Here is a 14,485-nt window from a genome sequence, read left to right on the forward strand (position 1 = left end):
CTAAAAGACCGCCGATGACCAAAAGTTGGCGAATAACCCTTCAAAATCTTAGCGAGAGACATGACATGCCGCCATCCAGCTTGGCGCAATCGGTGTTGTCAATTTCTACGATTTCAAACCCTTCACGATCCAACATGTCTGCTGTGCGCGAGAAGCCTGCGGCCATCAGCACCAGATTGTTGAAGCGGATCGCGTTGGCAGCAGCTTCTTCCCCATCAGCAACATGAAGCACTCGGTAGCCCTCAAAGCAGCCTGATGCATCAAGTCTTCGAGTAGACAGGATTGTTTCTGCATCCATCAGTGAACAATCTGTCTTGAAGTGCAAAACGCCTTCCGGTGTAAACACTTCGCGCAGTTTGTGGCCCCACGCGGAGGTGATTTTAGACAGCTCGGCGACACCTTCAACGTCCGTGCGGTCTGATCTGCCCACCAAAATTTCGCGGCCAGTTACAAGAATATCTCCGCCCTCGATATGGCCGGGGCCGTTGATTTCCAGAACCGTCTCGTAGCAAGCGCGAAGATTTGGCGCCATTTCTGCCACCTCACCCATCCGCGATGGTGCGCCTGGCCGCATCAGCACAGCGCCTTGCGGCAGGCAAAGGGCCGTATCCTCGACAAACTGCGCGTCGGGGAACGCGTCGAGGGGATCAAGTTCGATCACTTCAGCCCCGGTGCTTTTCAGTGCAGCCACGTAAGCCTTGTGTGCCGCCATCATCCCTTCGAAATCGGGGTTTCCAATATCCTTTGCACGCAAACCGCCAGCAATGGTCGCAGCCGGGCGGCGGGTGATGGCGCGGGAGAATTCAAAGGTCGGGTCTGACATGTTTCAATCTTTCTGAGGTTCACATTTCGGAGCGATGACTTCGATCATTGCAGGCCCATCTAAAGCGACAGTTTCGCGCAACGCCTGCGCGACAGCCTGTGGTTCGGCCGGAACCTTGGTGAATGGAATGCCAAAAGACTTGGCTGATGCAGAAAAATTCGGGGGCGAAGGATCACAACCTATGACGGTCACACCCACATCCCGCATCGACGCGGCAATTTCCTGGTATCCATGATTGTTCCAGATCACGAAGGTGACCGGCAGGTTTTCATCTGCTGCGGCCATGATTTCAGGCAATGAAAACTGTGCACCTCCATCGCCGACAATGCAGATCGCCCTTGCTGTCGGATCGGCGATCGACGCGCCGATGGCAGCGGGTATCCCGTAGCCGAGCGCGCCATATCCCGTTGCTGCGTTGAACCAACCTCCGGCCCGGTCGTGGTCGTAGAAAAGATTGCCGGCATAAATTGGTTGGGTTGAGTCTCCGACCATCAATGCATTCGGAACTGCCGAGCGAATGGCGTTCAGGATTTCGACCTGATGGCGATAGTCCGGACCAATTTCCTCCCAGGCGGCGCGGCGTGTTTTGCTGGCGCGTTCGGCACCGTCGTCTTGCTTTGCCTCATTGGACAATGCCCCAAACAGCGCCGGTACAACCAAATTAACGTCACCTTGAATGGCTAGCGCTGCCTCATGTCGCGCCAGTTGATCGCTGCAGCGATCCACCCGGATCAGGCCTGACCTTCCTGCTATTTGCTCGGTGGCGTACATGTCATAGTCGGTTGGCCCCAATTCGGTTCCCAAAGCCAGAACGCAATCAGCGCTTTCTATCAGCTCGCGTACTGCTTTGAGGCTCGGGCTGGCAGGAACGGTCAGTGGATGTCCGTGCATCAGGCCCCGTGCGTTGACGGTTTGCACGACGGGGGCATCGAGGGTTTCAGCCAATGTCTGTAAATCGGTTTCCGCTTTTTTCGCGCCACCGCCCGCCAGAATGACAACTCGATTTGCTTTAGCCAGTTGCCTTGCCGCTTGTGAGATTAAATCTGGATTGAACGGGGGTGCTGGATCGAGCGTCTCGACTGGTGTTTTTTGATATTTTTCTGCTGCTACATCCAACGGGATCTCTATATGCACCGGCCCTGGGCGACCGTTGGCAAGATCGTGAAAAACACGGTCCAAGACCGGGTCCAGAGCGTTGGAGTCGGGAACTTGTTCTGACACCAACGCAACTGTTCTGGCCAGTCCCAGTTGGTCTGGCAATTCATGCAGATGTCCCAAGCCCTTGCCAAGTGAAGCGGTTTTATTGACACCAGAGACCACCAACATCGGAATTGAATCAGCGCGCGCCTGCGCCATCGGTGTCAAGGTGTTGGTCAATCCGGGGCCGGTGATCACAAAGGTCACACCCGGTTTCCCCGAAACACGCGCGTAGCCATCAGCCATGAAACCAGCACCCTGTTCATGCCTGGGCGTGATATGACGAATGCCCGAAGTAGCAAGACCGCGGTAAAGTTCGACCGTGTGAACGCCCGGAATTCCGAAGACGCAGGTCACATCTCTTTGGCGAAGCTTGGCAACCAAAGCTTCACCGATTGTCATTCCGCTCATGCAACCTCGCGTGATTTGCTGTTGGCGTGATCAATGATGCGAGAAACCGCTGTGGCAAAATCGGCGTCACTAATCGTCAGCGCGACCCGGACCCAGTCTTTCAGACCGCCGCCAAAGGCGGACCCTGGCATGACAGCCACCCCGGCCTGTAACAGATCCCACGCATAAGCTTCGCCATCAAACCCGGTGGCGGAAACGTTGATGAGGGCGAACATTCCCGCCTCTGGGCGATGAACCGTCAGATCCGTTTCTGCTTCAAGACGATCAGCCAGCAGGGTGGCGCGGCCAGAGAAACGAGCGGCCATGCCGGGCGCAACCTCGGACCCGTCGCGGATTGCCAATTCGGTCATGTCCGCGATGAAGGGCTGATTGCCAAAGAGCATTGTTTCGGAATACGGCAGCAGCGCTTCACAAAACGCTGCTGGTCCGACACACCAACCGCTACGAAACCCTGGGGCAGCATGTGATTTCGAGATGGATGATACACCTATGACACGATCCGCCAGTTTCGGGTCTGCCAATGGTGAAGCAAATTCGGCCTCGTCAAAGATCAGTTCTTCATAGACCTCGTCCGAGATGATCCATAAATCGTGCGCCATGGCGAGCTGCCCGATTTCGGCAATTTCCGTGGTAGTCAGAATTGCACCTGTCGGGTTGTGTGGCGTTGTCAGAAGAATGGCGCGGCTGCGTGGAGTGATGCGTGCGGCAATATCTTCGGCTTGCATGCGAAACCCGTGCTCTGGCCGAAGCGGCACAGGCACCATATCCGCCCCGGATGCACGCACGACTCCTTCGTATGTCGCGTACATCGGATCACCAACCAAAACTTCGTCTCCGGCCTCTGCAATCCCGGACATCACTGCGAAAAGGGCGGTTTGCGTCCCGGGAAAGCACAAAAAGTTCTCGGGTCCGAAGGGCCGCCCACGAGAGGTTGAATAGCGAGCAGCAAGCGCGTCAAGCAGTCCGGCTTCACCGCGCCCGTTGGAATACCCTGTCCGTTGTGCCCGCAAGGAGGTTACGGTGGCTTCTACCAATGCGGCTGGCACGGGCACATCCGGTTCTCCAATCGTCATTTCGACGATATCCGCTCCGGCTTTGATAAGATCGCGTGCTTTCAGGTGTACACCCCATTTGGCACCACCCAACCCCGCTAAACGCTCAGTCACAGATGTGGTCTTCATGGCTGCTCCGCCTCTTTGTTTATTGGAATCCCTAAGATGGCGCTTACCGAGTCTAAGCCGATCTGCGCCAGTTGCCCTTCGGAAAACGCGTCCGGAAGCGCACCGCCTTCCAACCAAAGGCCGTCGATTACCGCGTTGCAAGCAATGGCCAGTTGCGTTGCCTCCGTTGCAGCAACTGAACGTCCGGTTTCCAGCAATGCGGCGACGATCAGTTCCTCGAGGTGACCCCGGAAATAGTTATAGGTCTGCTGGTGAATGCGCTGCATTTTTGAATCATGTTGCACCTTGTTCAGAAAGCTGGCCCACAACGCCACGGCGCTTGGATCAACGATTGGTGGTCGTAGCGACGCGTCAACGAAGTTGGTCAACTGAGATACTGCGCTTCCCGTTCCTGACGAAGCTGCTGTCTGATCGGTTAGCGTATTCATGTGGTGCTCATACGCCGCTTGAACCAACTCTTCTTTTGAAGAGAAATAATGACGGATCAACCCTTGGGTCACGTTCGCGCGGGCTGCAATCTCACGCACCGTGGCACCGCGGACGCCCATCTCGGCGATCAGGTCCAAAGTCGCCAATATCAGCGCCTCGCGCCGAAACTCAGCAGACTCACGTTTAAATTTGCGGCTGTCGTCCTGCACGTCAGTGTCATCCATGGCATGGAGTTATTATACACTTGCATAATTGCGAGATTCGAGGCTTACTGCAAGCTGAAATCAGAAGATTGTTAGATATGGACACAGCCGAAGCAGCATCACCCACACCCGAAGCCACTGCGTCCATTGAGGCGATAAAGATTGAGGACCTGCACAAATCCTTTGGTGCGCTAGAGGTCCTGAAGGGTGTCTCCCTGACTGCCAACAAGGGGGACGTTGTCGCAATCATCGGGGGATCAGGCTCGGGCAAATCCACCATGCTGCGCTGCATCAACTTCTTGGAAACGCCGAGCTCGGGAAAAATCACCATTGGCGGTGAATTGATTGAAATGCACGCCGATGGCAGTCCTGCGAACCGCCGCCAGATCGAGCGTATCCGGACGCGGCTGGCAATGGTTTTTCAGCAGTTCAACTTGTGGACGCATCGCACGCTTTTGGAGAACGTGATCGAAGTGCCGATACATGTCCTCAAGGTGCCAAAGGCAGAGGCTATCTCGCGGGCGCACGACCTGTTGAAAAGGGTAGGGCTTGGTGACAAGGCCGACACCTTTCCGGCCTATCTATCTGGCGGTCAGCAACAGCGTGCCGCCATTGCCCGAGCGCTTGCCGTAGATCCTACGGTAATGCTTTTTGATGAGCCCACATCGGCGCTGGACCCCGAGTTGGTCGGCGAAGTCTTGAACGTGATCCGTGATCTCGCTGGTGAAGGACGCACCATGCTGCTCGTCACCCATGAAATGAAATTTGCGCGCGAAGTTGCCAGCCACGTTGTCTATCTTTTCGAAGGCCGTATTGAAGAGCAGGGTCCACCTGCCGAGGTCTTCGGTAATCCAAAATCAGAGCGGTTGAAGCAGTTCCTCAGCTCGGTCGCCTGATCCAGTCAAAACAAACTAATGAACCAAAAGGGAGTAACAAAATGAACCTTAAGAAACTGCTTGCGTCCGGAGTTGCCGCCGCCATCCTTTCAGCTGGTGTCGCCAGTGCCGAAGAGGTCAAGATCGGTATCGCGGCTGAACCTTATCCACCATTCGCTTCGCTTGACAGCTCAGGCAACTGGGTTGGATGGGAGATCGATGTTATCAATGCCGTCTGTGCAGCTGCCGAACTGGACTGTGTTATAACGCCTGTAGCCTGGGACGGTATCATCCCATCGCTGACCGGGCAGCAAATCGACGCCATCATGGCCTCTATGTCGATCACCGAGGAGCGGCTGAAAACCATTGATTTCAGCGATCCTTACTACAACACACCCGCTGTAATCGTTGCGGACAAATCGATGGATATCGAAGCGACACCGGAGTCGCTGGCGGGTAAAGTTGTTGGCATTCAGGCTTCGACCATCCACCAGGCCTATGCGCAGGAATATTTCAAGGATGCTGAACTGCGGGTTTATCAGACACAGGATGAGGCCAATCAGGACCTGTTCGCAGGCCGTATTGATGCAACTCAAGCAGACAGCATCGCCATGGCCGACTTTGTAAACTCGGATGCGGGCGCTTGCTGTGAAATTAAAGGCGCCGTTGCAGATGATCCCGCTATTCTGGGACGCGGCGTTGGGGCTGGCGTGCGCAAAGGGCAAGATGACCTGCGTGAGGCGCTGAACAAAGGCATCGCCGCAATTCTTGCCGATGGCACGCACGAGAAGATCACGTCGAACTATTTCTCGGCCAGCATTTACTAAGCCGCTGCTGTGAACGGACTGTTGGATTCACTTGGATTGGCGCAGAGCGCAGAGCTTTTGTCGCTCTCGCCGCCGGGATGGGGGGCCAATCTGCTGCGCGGATTGTCCCACTCATTGCAGATCGCTTTCGGCGCTTATGCCCTCGGTCTCGTGATCGGATTGTTCGGAGCTTATGGCAAACTCTATGGCGGGAAGGTCACGCGCGATCTTCTCGCCATCTACACGACGGTGATCCGGGCTGTGCCCGAGCTGGTCCTGATACTGATCCTGTATTACGTGGGATCTGACATCATAAACAAAATCTCCGCCGCAATGGGCGGGGGTCGGGTTGAGGTCAGTGGTGTTGGCGCAGGCATATGGGTGCTGGGTGTTGTCCAGGGTGCTTACGCGACCGAGATTTTGCGCGGCGCAATTCAGGCGGTTCCGCCCGGTCAGATCGAAGCCGCCAAATCCTACGGTATGCCCGCCTTTATGACCATGCGCCGCGTGACAATCCCGGCCATGATGAGCTTCGCCGTGCCAGGTCTTGCCAACCTGTGGCTGATTGCAACCAAAGATACCGCGTTGCTCGCTGTTGTGGGTTTCAACGAGCTGACACTGGAAACCCGCCAGGCTGCAAGCAGTACACGCGCCTATTTTACTTTCTTTCTGGCAGCGGGTTTTCTTTATCTCATGGTAACGCTGTGTTCGGGCGGCATCTTCGCTCGGATTGAGAAATGGGCGCGTCGCGGCCAACCCTCCCTTAAAGGAGGGGGCAGATGATTGATTTCAGATCGTTGATGCAACCACATCGCATTGTGATGATGCTGATATTCGCTGGAATCGTTGTCTGGTGCGCCGTCTCTCTTCAGTGGGACTGGATCCCGAAATATGCGCCGCTCGCCCTTCAGGGCATTTGGACGACAATCTGGCTGTTGGTGGTCACCGTAGTTTTGGGTTTCCTACTCGCCGTTCCACTTGGATTGGCACAGGCGGTTGGGCCTTGGTATCTTGCCGCCCCGGCCAAGGCATTTTGCACTATCATCCGCGGCACACCGCTGCTGCTGCAACTCTGGTTATTGTATTATGGGCTTGGGTCTTTGTTTCCGCAGTTCCCTTGGATACGCTCTTCCGAGTTGTGGCCCTATTTGCGGCAGGCCTGGCCTTATGCAGTACTGGCGCTGACGTTGTCCTATGCCGGCTACGAAGGAGAGGTGATGCGCGGTGCCTTCAAAGGGGTCGCCAAGGGTCAGCTTGAGGCAGCCAAGGCATTTGGCATGCCACGTTTCACCATGTTTCGCCGTATCTGGTTGCCGCAGGCTATCCGCAACGTCCTGCCGACATTGGGCGGTGAAACCATATTGCAACTCAAAGCAACTCCATTGGTTGCGACGATCACTGTCGTCGACATTTACGCCGTGTCTTCACGTGTGCGCTCCGACACTTTCATTATTTACGAGCCGCTCATCCTGTTGGCCGTATTCTATATTCTCGTCGCGGGCGTGATCGCATTTGGTTTCCACTGGCTGGAAGTAAAGGTTCTTGGGACTGGAAACCGCAATGGCGGTACCAGTTAGTATCGCCAGCAGCGGAGGGGATCCATGTGCTGCGTCAGCTCCGACCAGTGCTTTGAGTTCATAGCAATCTGAGCTGCAACTTGCATTCAGCTTGGCTGAGTACTGATGGTCGATATCAATATCAGGCCCTACTGGAATGGTGCACAATTATATCTCTGCGCACCAATCCCGGCCGGTTCCGTTCACAGCTCTACAACAACTTTCCCGACCGCCGCTCCGTTTGTCAGGTGCTCATAGGCTGCATCGACATTGGTCCACCCAAACTTCTGTTCGTCAACAATTGGTTTGAGTTGGCCCGCGTCCGCCATTTCCGCCAGAGTTTTCAGGATGTCACCATGGGATTGACGCCCGACATCATGCATCATCGGGATCAGCATGAAGACGACGTGCAGAGACAGACCTTTGAAATGCACAGGTGTCAGATCAATCTCGACCATCGCGACGGTTGAGGCGACTTGGCCATTGAGCTTGGTCGCTTCGAACGAGTTCGTCATGTTAGGCCCACCCACGCTATCAAACACCACATCGAAGCCTACGCCATCAGTGTGTTCGGCCACGTAGTCCTCGACCTTTTGGGTTGTGAAATCCAACGGGCGCGCACCGAGACCCTCGATCAGGGCTAGCTGATCCGCTCCGCGACCTGTTGCCGACACGGTTGCGCCAAGGTGGCGCGCAACTTGAACGGCAACATGACCAACGCCACCGGCACCGCCTTGAACCAGAACGGTTTGCCCTTCGCCGACACCGGCGCGCGTCAATCCTTCGTAGGCGGTGATGCCTACGAGAGGCAGCGCCGCGGCTTCTCGCATGCTCAGCGTCTTGGGTTTGTGTGCAATCAGGCGGGCATCCGCATTGATGTACTCGGCTAGCGAACCAGGGAGGTCCATCAAACCACCGGCGCAGCCATACACCTCATCGCCTATGGAAAAACCTGTAACACCTTCGCCAACGGCGGTGATTGTGCCAGCAAAATCCATGCCAAGGACCGCGGGCAAATTGGGGGACAGAGGTAGATCCGCGCCCATGCTTCGGATCATTGTATCGACGGTATTGACGCTGGCCGCGGCCACTTTGACGACTACATGCCCAGACGTTGCGACCGGGTCAGGCATTTCTACAAGCTCGAACGGTGCATCGGGTCCGTAGGCGTTCAGAACCATTGCTTTCATTGGGATATTCCTTTTTTAGCGAAGTGTCAGGCGCGGCTTTGAACAGCGCACGCCTGACGTGATCATTGTGTTGGAGGACGGATCAGTTGATATCCTGAACCTGCATAACCAGATCGCCCCACTTGCGCTGGTTTTCGATGTCGTGTTCCAGACCCTGTTCATCCGCGATGGTGAACCGTTTGACCGCCGGGGTTTTGCTTGTGGCCTGATACAGCCAATAGGCTTCGGCCTTCAGCGCTTCATCAATTGGTTTGTCAATGGATTCATAGACCATCTGCTTGCAGGCATTGATCGACTCTGCCGGGAATTTTGCGATCCGCCCGGCCAGAGCCGTCACATACGGGCCAATCTCATCTGGCTCCAAAGCCTTGTTTATGGCGCCCAGACGTTCTGCATCATCCGCATCGTAGTCTTGTGCGCTCAGGATGATCTCAAGCGCTTTTCCAAGGCCGGTTTGACGTGCCATGCGCGAAGCACCGCCGCCGCAAGGCAGGATGCCCATTCCAACTTCCATCTGCATGAACTTGTACTTACCCCGCGCCGCAAATCGCATGTCGAGCGCCAACGCCAACTCGTGTCCGCCACCACGTGCGAACCCTTCCAGCTTTGCGATGGTGGCTTGTGGCACCTTGCTGATCCGCTCGCAGACCGATTGAAGGTCCAAAAGCTGTGCGTCCTCGCGGAATACGGCCTCAGTCGACATATCCTTGAGCAGCTCGGTATCGTAGTGGCAGACCCAGATTTCCGGGTTGGCGGATTGAAAGATCACGACCTTGGTTTCGCGGTCTCGCTCTAGCCGCATGGCCAGACTGTTGAGGTCGGCCAGCATTTCCTGGCCTTGCACGTTTACGGTGCCAAAGTTGAATGTGACTGTTGCGATGCCGTTTTCAACAGCAACGTCAAAGGTTTGAAAGCTCTCATATTTCATCAGACAGTCCTTTCTTGGGCCTCGACGCGGCACGCGCGAGGGGCAAGGGAGGTTAAAGTTGGAAGCGCGTCTGGATTTAGCGCAGCGCGGGTCAGTTGGTCTGGTTAATCAAACCTCTGATCGAGTTCATGACGTCGGCAACATGTGCTTTGTCCAGTGCTGCGGCATGTGGATTCGCGAAGGCACCGCTGTCATTGTCAAAATAGGCACCTGACGCATCAGCGAACCGATCACCCAATGCTGCGTCAATCAGGATATCAGCGCCGATGTTCATATCGTTCCCGGCTAGGCCGAATCCTTCTTTCACCATCTTTGAGGCCAACAGCGATCCCGGATTTACCGCGACCATGACGGGTGCATCGGACAGAGATTTGGCCCATTCCCGGGTCCAGATGGTGATCGCCAGCTTGCTTTGCGCGTAAGCCTCCATATCATCCAGCGGAACACTGCCCTCCAGTGCATTTAAATTCACCGGGGCCTGCGCTGCCGATGACAGGTTCACGACGCGCCCGTCGGCGGGAATGATCGGCATCAGCAATTCTGTGAGCAGATAGGGTGCGAGTGTGTTGACGACAAAGCGGATGTCCTGCCCATTCGCAAGCACGGTTTGCGGAGCTTTCAGCACACCTGCATTGTTGATCAACACGTCCAGTTTGTCATGTTTGGCCTTTACGCTTTCAGCCAGTTCTCGCACTGCGGACAGATCGCTCAGATCAGCGGTATAAGTTTCGACATCGCCGCCGACGTCGGTGGCAGCGCTGTCCAATTTGGAGGTACTGCGTCCATGCAGAAGTACTTTGTGTCCATCGGCGGCCAGCTTCTTTGCCGTGAGCAAACCAATGCCGTCGGTTGAACCTGTAATGAGTATAGTCTTGGTCATTGATCTGATCCTTTAGGAAAAGTCGGGCAGTACGGTATCTGCCAAGTGTTCGAGGGTCGTATCGATGGGCGCTTGATTGAACCGTAGGTTCAGTGCAACGTGATTGACCCCAAGCGTTTCTATTTCACGTAGATAGCTACGCAGGAAATCGGTGCCAGACTGAAACCCAAGATGGATCGGGCGCGGTGGTGCGGCGTGATCGGCAACGACATCGATATACAGGGATTGCATGACAGGCTTGTCTGGCTGGCCCGCTTCCTTACCGCGCCTCCGATAGTCCGCAATAGCCTGCCTTTGGGCAGTCGCATTGCGCGGATAGGTCATCCAACCATCGCCGTTCTGCGCCACCCAATCGGGGGATTGCTGGCTACCACCCGTAATAATCATCGGCAGGCGGGTCCCATGCGGCTTTGGCAGCAGGTCAATCCCGCCAGACAGCGTACCCTGTGCACTTTCACGCTCGGGATAGTCCAATCCAACGGCGCGGATATAGTCAAAGCTGTCGCGGAAACGTGCCCCGCGGTCATCATAGCTCTGGTTCATAGCCGGATACTCCTCAGGCCGGTCCCCGGAGGCTACACCCAAGAGCAACCGTCCGCCCGAGAGCACATCCGCGCTCGCCGCCGCCTTGGCTACATGAGCGGGGTGACGCAATGGCAGGATCACGCTCGCAGTTCCAAGGGCAATTCGGTCCGTCACCGCAGCAAGCGCACCCAGATAGACAAATGGATCGAAAATCTGTCCTGCATCACCAAAGCTTGGAACGTTGAATGGCACGTCGCGCAGCCAAAGTGATGCAAACCCGAGGTTCTCCGCTTTCCGAGCCGCTTCCAGATGATCGCGAAGCGTCGGTTCTGCACCGACTGCATATGCTTCGAGCGGCAACACAAGGCCAACGCTCAGCCGTCCCGGTCGAAATACCCGGTTATAGGCCACGTTGATTTGGGCAAAATCAGCAGGCTGCATTTTATCCAACATGTCCGGCTCTCCTTTAATAGCGCACCAGTGTGCGGCTCTCGATGCTTTTGCGAATGGTGTTGACGTTTGAGTCTTCGACCATATCAAGCGCACTATGCGCGATCGACGGAGCACCTTGATTGTCATAGATGTTGAAGATCGCGACCTCATCCGGCGTCATCTTCGATTGATAAATCCATTCATGCCTGGGGTTTCCTACCAGCCCCATTATTTGCCCATTGCGGTCGGGATAGATCAGGTCCAGCAAAATCCAATCAGACGGTTCAACTGATGACGGGCGAACAAAGCCCAGGGGTGCTGAGTTGATAGGATGATCCACAGGGCGCCACACATTAACAAAAGCATAGTGACCGCGCGCCCACTCCGCTGCGGCCTCGGCACCCAAAAGATCGACAAGCCGCTGTTCGGCTCCGTCCTTGCTATAGTCACTGTGGACGTTGCGCGCGGGTTTGCGCGTCGCTCCTGGGTCATCTATCCGAACCGTATGATCAAAAACCACAACCTCGCGCGCACCTAACTTGTACGAGAGCATTGCCGTTAGTTCCGCATCGTATGTCGGTTTCCAGACCTCGCCGGTAAAATCTTGTACCTGCGTTTCCAGCAGCGCGAACTCAACAGCATCAGACGCAAATGTAACTGTGTTGCTCGTGGTGCGGGCATCTGTCAATGCAACAGCCGTGCTGGCCAGTTCGGGCGAAATCAAATTACCAGCAATCCCGCCTGCATCTAGTTCAAAGGCTTGCCGCCAGGGCTTGTGAACGTGGTAGTTGACTGTGGCTGTTCGCGTCATCTGCGTCTCCTTCCCATGCCGAGTTGCATCCATGAAGGGGATTTAACGCTAATCTATTTGCGTATAAACTGCCCATTCATGGATTGATAATTCGGGTTTGCGATATAATGGGGCTTGATACAGACGCGCTGAGATTGTTTGTGGCGGCGGCAGAAAGGCTGAACATCAGTGCGGCGGGGCGCGCTTTGGGCATGGCTCCAGCTGTCTCGAGCGCAAAGCTTGCCAAGTTGGAGCAAAGCCTGGGTTCCGAACTGTTACATCGCACAACGCGCAAAGTGTCGCTGTCTGTTGAAGGTGCCGATTTCCTGCCCTTCGCCCGAGAGATTATTGCGCAGGAAGAGGCGGCACTTACGGCGTTGGGCAAACAAACAGCGACCATCCGCGGTACATTGCGCTTCGCTGCACCCAGCACCTTTGCTCAGCTCTACATTGCACCAATCCTACCGAAATTTCTTCAACAGCACCCCGATCTGACGCTCGATTTGCGCCTGTCGGATGTGCAGTTCGATCTTATCGAGGGGAGTTACGACCTTGCACTAAGAAATGCGCCGCTTGTCGACACCAGCCTGAAAGGCCGAAAATTGGCTGATGACCGACGCATACTGTGCGCTGCGCCGCACTATCTTGACACATACGGCACACCCAAAACACCTGCCGATCTGAAAAGCCACCACCTGATCGCTTTCCAAAATCGCCAATTGCGCACGCTAACGGGAAAGGCAGGTGAGAAAGCCGGATTTGACCCAGCGATGGCTAAGGGTCAATTGATCATCGACGACGGCCAAAGCCAGGTCTGCGCCACTCTGGCCGGCGCCGGAATATCCCTAAACGCACTATGGAGCGTGTATGATCACCTGAAATCGGGCCGGTTGTTGCAAATTCTGCCAGACTTTGAGGCTACGGAAGACAATGTTTTATGGCTTATCTATCCCAAGTCCAACGTATTATCCCCCAAAGTTCGGGTATTCATGGATTTTCTGATCGCAGAGATTGGCTCAAATCCACCTTGGGAAACATGATCCCAATATTGGTCAAGCGCGCCTTAAGACATCACGGCGCCAGTTTGGAGAAATGCACGAGGCGGACACGCCTTTTACAATTGCAATAGCCTGATCTGTTCCGCGATTTTTGAGTTCCCGTGAATGCGGCCATCGCTCCCGTAGCGAGTGGCTAGTTAGACAGGCTGCATCGCAGCATCTAAACGGTTTATCCAAGGCCGGTTCCGGTCGTTCTTGCGTGAACCCAAAAGAGGGTTTCAAGACCTGAGTCGATCAAGCCGAAGCCGCGAGTGCAGGAAAGGTGTTTCTTATTCGCCCGCAGCGACGGCCTCGTCTGTCGAGAATAGCGCGGCAAGCATCGCCTCACTTCCAGCCAGCGCGCCCTTGCGCACGGTCGCAAGAACAAGTTTCCGAGCCGACGATTGTGGGAGACAAATATTTTTGACGTCGTCAGACCGATACCGCAAAACATCGGGGACAGGCAGAAGCGTAAATCCCAGGCCTGCCGAAACACATTCCATAATCGCTTCAAGGTTATCAAGGACAATGGTTTCGGAACCCTTTGGTCTTTTGTGCTTAAGCATCTCTCCAGCAATGAGTTTTCCGATCCCGGTGTCGGGCATAAAGTGAAAGAAGGGCTGTGCATTCAATAAACCCGCGAGGCCGTCTTTCAGCAATTTCTCATGGGCTGCAAAGGCAAAGGGTTCCTCTCGAAGCACCTTTTCCGCAAGCGTGTCTGGAACACCTTCTGCATCTGTAAGAAGGGCGGCATCAAGCTGACCGCTTACAACCTTTTCTTGTAGAACCTTGGACAGGCCGGTTTCGAATGAGAAGGTCGCTTGCGGTGTTTGACGTTTTGCGTTGTTCAGGAAGTTCGGCAGCAAGCGAACGGCAGCAGTTGTGACAAATCCTATTCGGAAATGCCCGACAAGCGTGTCCGTCGGGCGACAGATTTTGAGAAGGCTGTCTTCGTGCTGCAGGAGCGGGATCGATGCCTCGACGACGCTCCGGCCGATTGGCGTAAGTCGCGGTGGTCGTACGGTGCGGTCAAAGAGGTCGACGCCAAGCTCCACCTCAAGCGCCTTCATCTGCATTGAAAGTGCAGACAATGTCATGTTTTGCTGCTCGGCCGCTTTCGCAAAGGAGCCGACATTCGAGACCCGTATGAGGGTTCTGAGAGAACGTGTCTGCATAAGTTAAAGTATACTGGATTAGATATCCAATTTTATTCGATTGTGTT

15 protein-coding genes are annotated in these 14,485 nt (G+C 55.3%); 5 read left to right on the forward strand and 10 right to left on the reverse strand.

What is annotated here, in order from left to right; all coding sequences use genetic code 11:
* Positions 1-40: 40 nt before the first annotated feature.
* From ACR0EN_RS08270 to ACR0EN_RS08285, 4 genes are read right to left on the reverse strand one after another with little or no spacing between them, the layout of a single operon-like run.
* Positions 41-823: an arginine deiminase family protein gene (locus ACR0EN_RS08270; RefSeq protein ID WP_170818233.1), complete on the reverse strand. Its 783-nt coding sequence runs from the start codon at positions 821-823 to the stop codon at positions 41-43.
* A 3-nt stretch (positions 824-826) separates the two neighbouring features.
* Positions 827-2,431 carry a 5-guanidino-2-oxopentanoate decarboxylase gene (locus ACR0EN_RS08275; protein WP_170818232.1) on the reverse strand — a complete coding sequence of 535 codons (1,605 nt, stop codon included), beginning with the start codon at positions 2,429-2,431 and terminating at the stop codon, positions 827-829.
* Positions 2,428-3,612, reverse strand: coding sequence for a pyridoxal phosphate-dependent aminotransferase (locus ACR0EN_RS08280; protein WP_170818231.1), 1,185 nt, complete (start codon positions 3,610-3,612; stop codon positions 2,428-2,430). Before ACR0EN_RS08280 ends, ACR0EN_RS08275 begins: the two co-directional genes overlap by 4 nt.
* Positions 3,609-4,265: a TetR/AcrR family transcriptional regulator gene (locus tag ACR0EN_RS08285; RefSeq protein WP_480586152.1), complete on the reverse strand. Its 657-nt coding sequence runs from the start codon at positions 4,263-4,265 to the stop codon at positions 3,609-3,611. The genes ACR0EN_RS08280 and ACR0EN_RS08285 overlap by 4 nt, the downstream gene beginning before the upstream one ends.
* A gap of 77 nt (positions 4,266-4,342) precedes the next feature.
* Here ACR0EN_RS08285 and ACR0EN_RS08290 point away from each other — a divergent pair, with 77 nt between their 5' ends.
* Genes ACR0EN_RS08290 through ACR0EN_RS08305 form a run of 4 tightly spaced genes read left to right on the forward strand, consistent with a single transcriptional unit; the run spans position 4,343 to position 7,502 of the window.
* On the forward strand, positions 4,343-5,140 hold the full coding sequence (locus ACR0EN_RS08290) for an ATP-binding cassette domain-containing protein (protein WP_170818230.1): 798 nt from the start codon (positions 4,343-4,345) through the stop codon (positions 5,138-5,140).
* Between the two features lie 41 nt (positions 5,141-5,181).
* Complete coding sequence (locus ACR0EN_RS08295; protein WP_480586155.1) at positions 5,182-5,946, forward strand: transporter substrate-binding domain-containing protein; 765 nt, start codon at positions 5,182-5,184, stop codon at positions 5,944-5,946.
* Positions 5,947-5,955: 9 nt separating this feature from the next.
* A complete protein-coding gene (locus tag ACR0EN_RS08300; protein ID WP_170423024.1) occupies positions 5,956-6,708 on the forward strand; it encodes an ABC transporter permease in 753 nt (250 codons plus the stop codon).
* Positions 6,705-7,502: an ABC transporter permease gene (locus tag ACR0EN_RS08305; RefSeq protein WP_170407528.1), complete on the forward strand. Its 798-nt coding sequence runs from the start codon at positions 6,705-6,707 to the stop codon at positions 7,500-7,502. Before ACR0EN_RS08300 ends, ACR0EN_RS08305 begins: the two co-directional genes overlap by 4 nt.
* Positions 7,503-7,684: 182 nt before the next feature.
* Here the strand turns inward: ACR0EN_RS08305 and ACR0EN_RS08310 are convergent, their stop codons facing one another.
* The 5 genes from ACR0EN_RS08310 to ACR0EN_RS08330 form a co-directional block, all read right to left on the reverse strand.
* Entirely contained in the window at positions 7,685-8,671 is a 987-nt protein-coding gene (locus ACR0EN_RS08310; protein ID WP_170818228.1) for a zinc-dependent alcohol dehydrogenase family protein, read from the reverse strand.
* An 82-nt stretch (positions 8,672-8,753) separates the two neighbouring features.
* Positions 8,754-9,599, reverse strand: coding sequence for an enoyl-CoA hydratase/isomerase family protein (locus tag ACR0EN_RS08315; protein WP_480586159.1), 846 nt, complete (start codon positions 9,597-9,599; stop codon positions 8,754-8,756).
* A gap of 91 nt (positions 9,600-9,690) precedes the next feature.
* On the reverse strand, positions 9,691-10,479 hold the full coding sequence (locus ACR0EN_RS08320; protein ID WP_170818226.1) for an SDR family NAD(P)-dependent oxidoreductase: 789 nt from the start codon (positions 10,477-10,479) through the stop codon (positions 9,691-9,693).
* 12 nt (positions 10,480-10,491) lie between these two features.
* Complete coding sequence (locus tag ACR0EN_RS08325; RefSeq protein WP_170423030.1) at positions 10,492-11,457, reverse strand: LLM class oxidoreductase; 966 nt, start codon at positions 11,455-11,457, stop codon at positions 10,492-10,494.
* 13 nt (positions 11,458-11,470) lie between these two features.
* Entirely contained in the window at positions 11,471-12,247 is a 777-nt protein-coding gene (locus ACR0EN_RS08330; RefSeq protein ID WP_170394217.1) for a CmcJ/NvfI family oxidoreductase, read from the reverse strand.
* A gap of 107 nt (positions 12,248-12,354) precedes the next feature.
* Between ACR0EN_RS08330 and ACR0EN_RS08335 the strand changes: the two genes are divergently transcribed.
* The gene (locus tag ACR0EN_RS08335; RefSeq protein ID WP_170509419.1) at positions 12,355-13,266 is read left to right on the forward strand and encodes a LysR family transcriptional regulator; all 912 of its coding nucleotides are present in this window, start codon (positions 12,355-12,357) and stop codon (positions 13,264-13,266) included.
* 287 nt (positions 13,267-13,553) lie between these two features.
* On the opposite strand, the gene ACR0EN_RS08340 is transcribed toward ACR0EN_RS08335, so the two are convergent.
* A complete protein-coding gene (locus ACR0EN_RS08340; RefSeq protein WP_170818225.1) occupies positions 13,554-14,438 on the reverse strand; it encodes a LysR family transcriptional regulator in 885 nt (294 codons plus the stop codon).
* Positions 14,439-14,485: the final 47 nt, after the last annotated feature.

The organism is Ruegeria sp. AB7 (assembly GCF_056542625.1).

Excerpts from the sequence above, each read along its gene's own strand:
- ACR0EN_RS08270 (WP_170818233.1), bottom strand. The coding sequence starts at position 823 with ATGTCAGACCCGACCTTTGAATTCTCCCGCGCCATCACCCGCCGCCCG.
- ACR0EN_RS08275 (WP_170818232.1), bottom strand. The coding sequence starts at position 2,431 with ATGAGCGGAATGACAATCGGTGAAGCTTTGGTTGCCAAGCTTCGCCAA.
- ACR0EN_RS08280 (WP_170818231.1), bottom strand. The coding sequence starts at position 3,612 with ATGAAGACCACATCTGTGACTGAGCGTTTAGCGGGGTTGGGTGGTGCC.
- ACR0EN_RS08285 (WP_480586152.1), bottom strand. The coding sequence starts at position 4,265 with ATGGATGACACTGACGTGCAGGACGACAGCCGCAAATTTAAACGTGAG.
- ACR0EN_RS08290 (WP_170818230.1), top strand. The coding sequence starts at position 4,343 with ATGGACACAGCCGAAGCAGCATCACCCACACCCGAAGCCACTGCGTCC.
- ACR0EN_RS08295 (WP_480586155.1), top strand. The coding sequence starts at position 5,182 with ATGAACCTTAAGAAACTGCTTGCGTCCGGAGTTGCCGCCGCCATCCTT.
- ACR0EN_RS08305 (WP_170407528.1), top strand. The coding sequence starts at position 6,705 with ATGATTGATTTCAGATCGTTGATGCAACCACATCGCATTGTGATGATG.
- ACR0EN_RS08310 (WP_170818228.1), bottom strand. The coding sequence starts at position 8,671 with ATGAAAGCAATGGTTCTGAACGCCTACGGACCCGATGCACCGTTCGAG.
- ACR0EN_RS08315 (WP_480586159.1), bottom strand. The coding sequence starts at position 9,599 with ATGAAATATGAGAGCTTTCAAACCTTTGACGTTGCTGTTGAAAACGGC.
- ACR0EN_RS08320 (WP_170818226.1), bottom strand. The coding sequence starts at position 10,479 with ATGACCAAGACTATACTCATTACAGGTTCAACCGACGGCATTGGTTTG.
- ACR0EN_RS08325 (WP_170423030.1), bottom strand. The coding sequence starts at position 11,457 with ATGTTGGATAAAATGCAGCCTGCTGATTTTGCCCAAATCAACGTGGCC.
- ACR0EN_RS08330 (WP_170394217.1), bottom strand. The coding sequence starts at position 12,247 with ATGACGCGAACAGCCACAGTCAACTACCACGTTCACAAGCCCTGGCGG.
- ACR0EN_RS08335 (WP_170509419.1), top strand. The coding sequence starts at position 12,355 with ATGGGGCTTGATACAGACGCGCTGAGATTGTTTGTGGCGGCGGCAGAA.
- ACR0EN_RS08340 (WP_170818225.1), bottom strand. The coding sequence starts at position 14,438 with ATGCAGACACGTTCTCTCAGAACCCTCATACGGGTCTCGAATGTCGGC.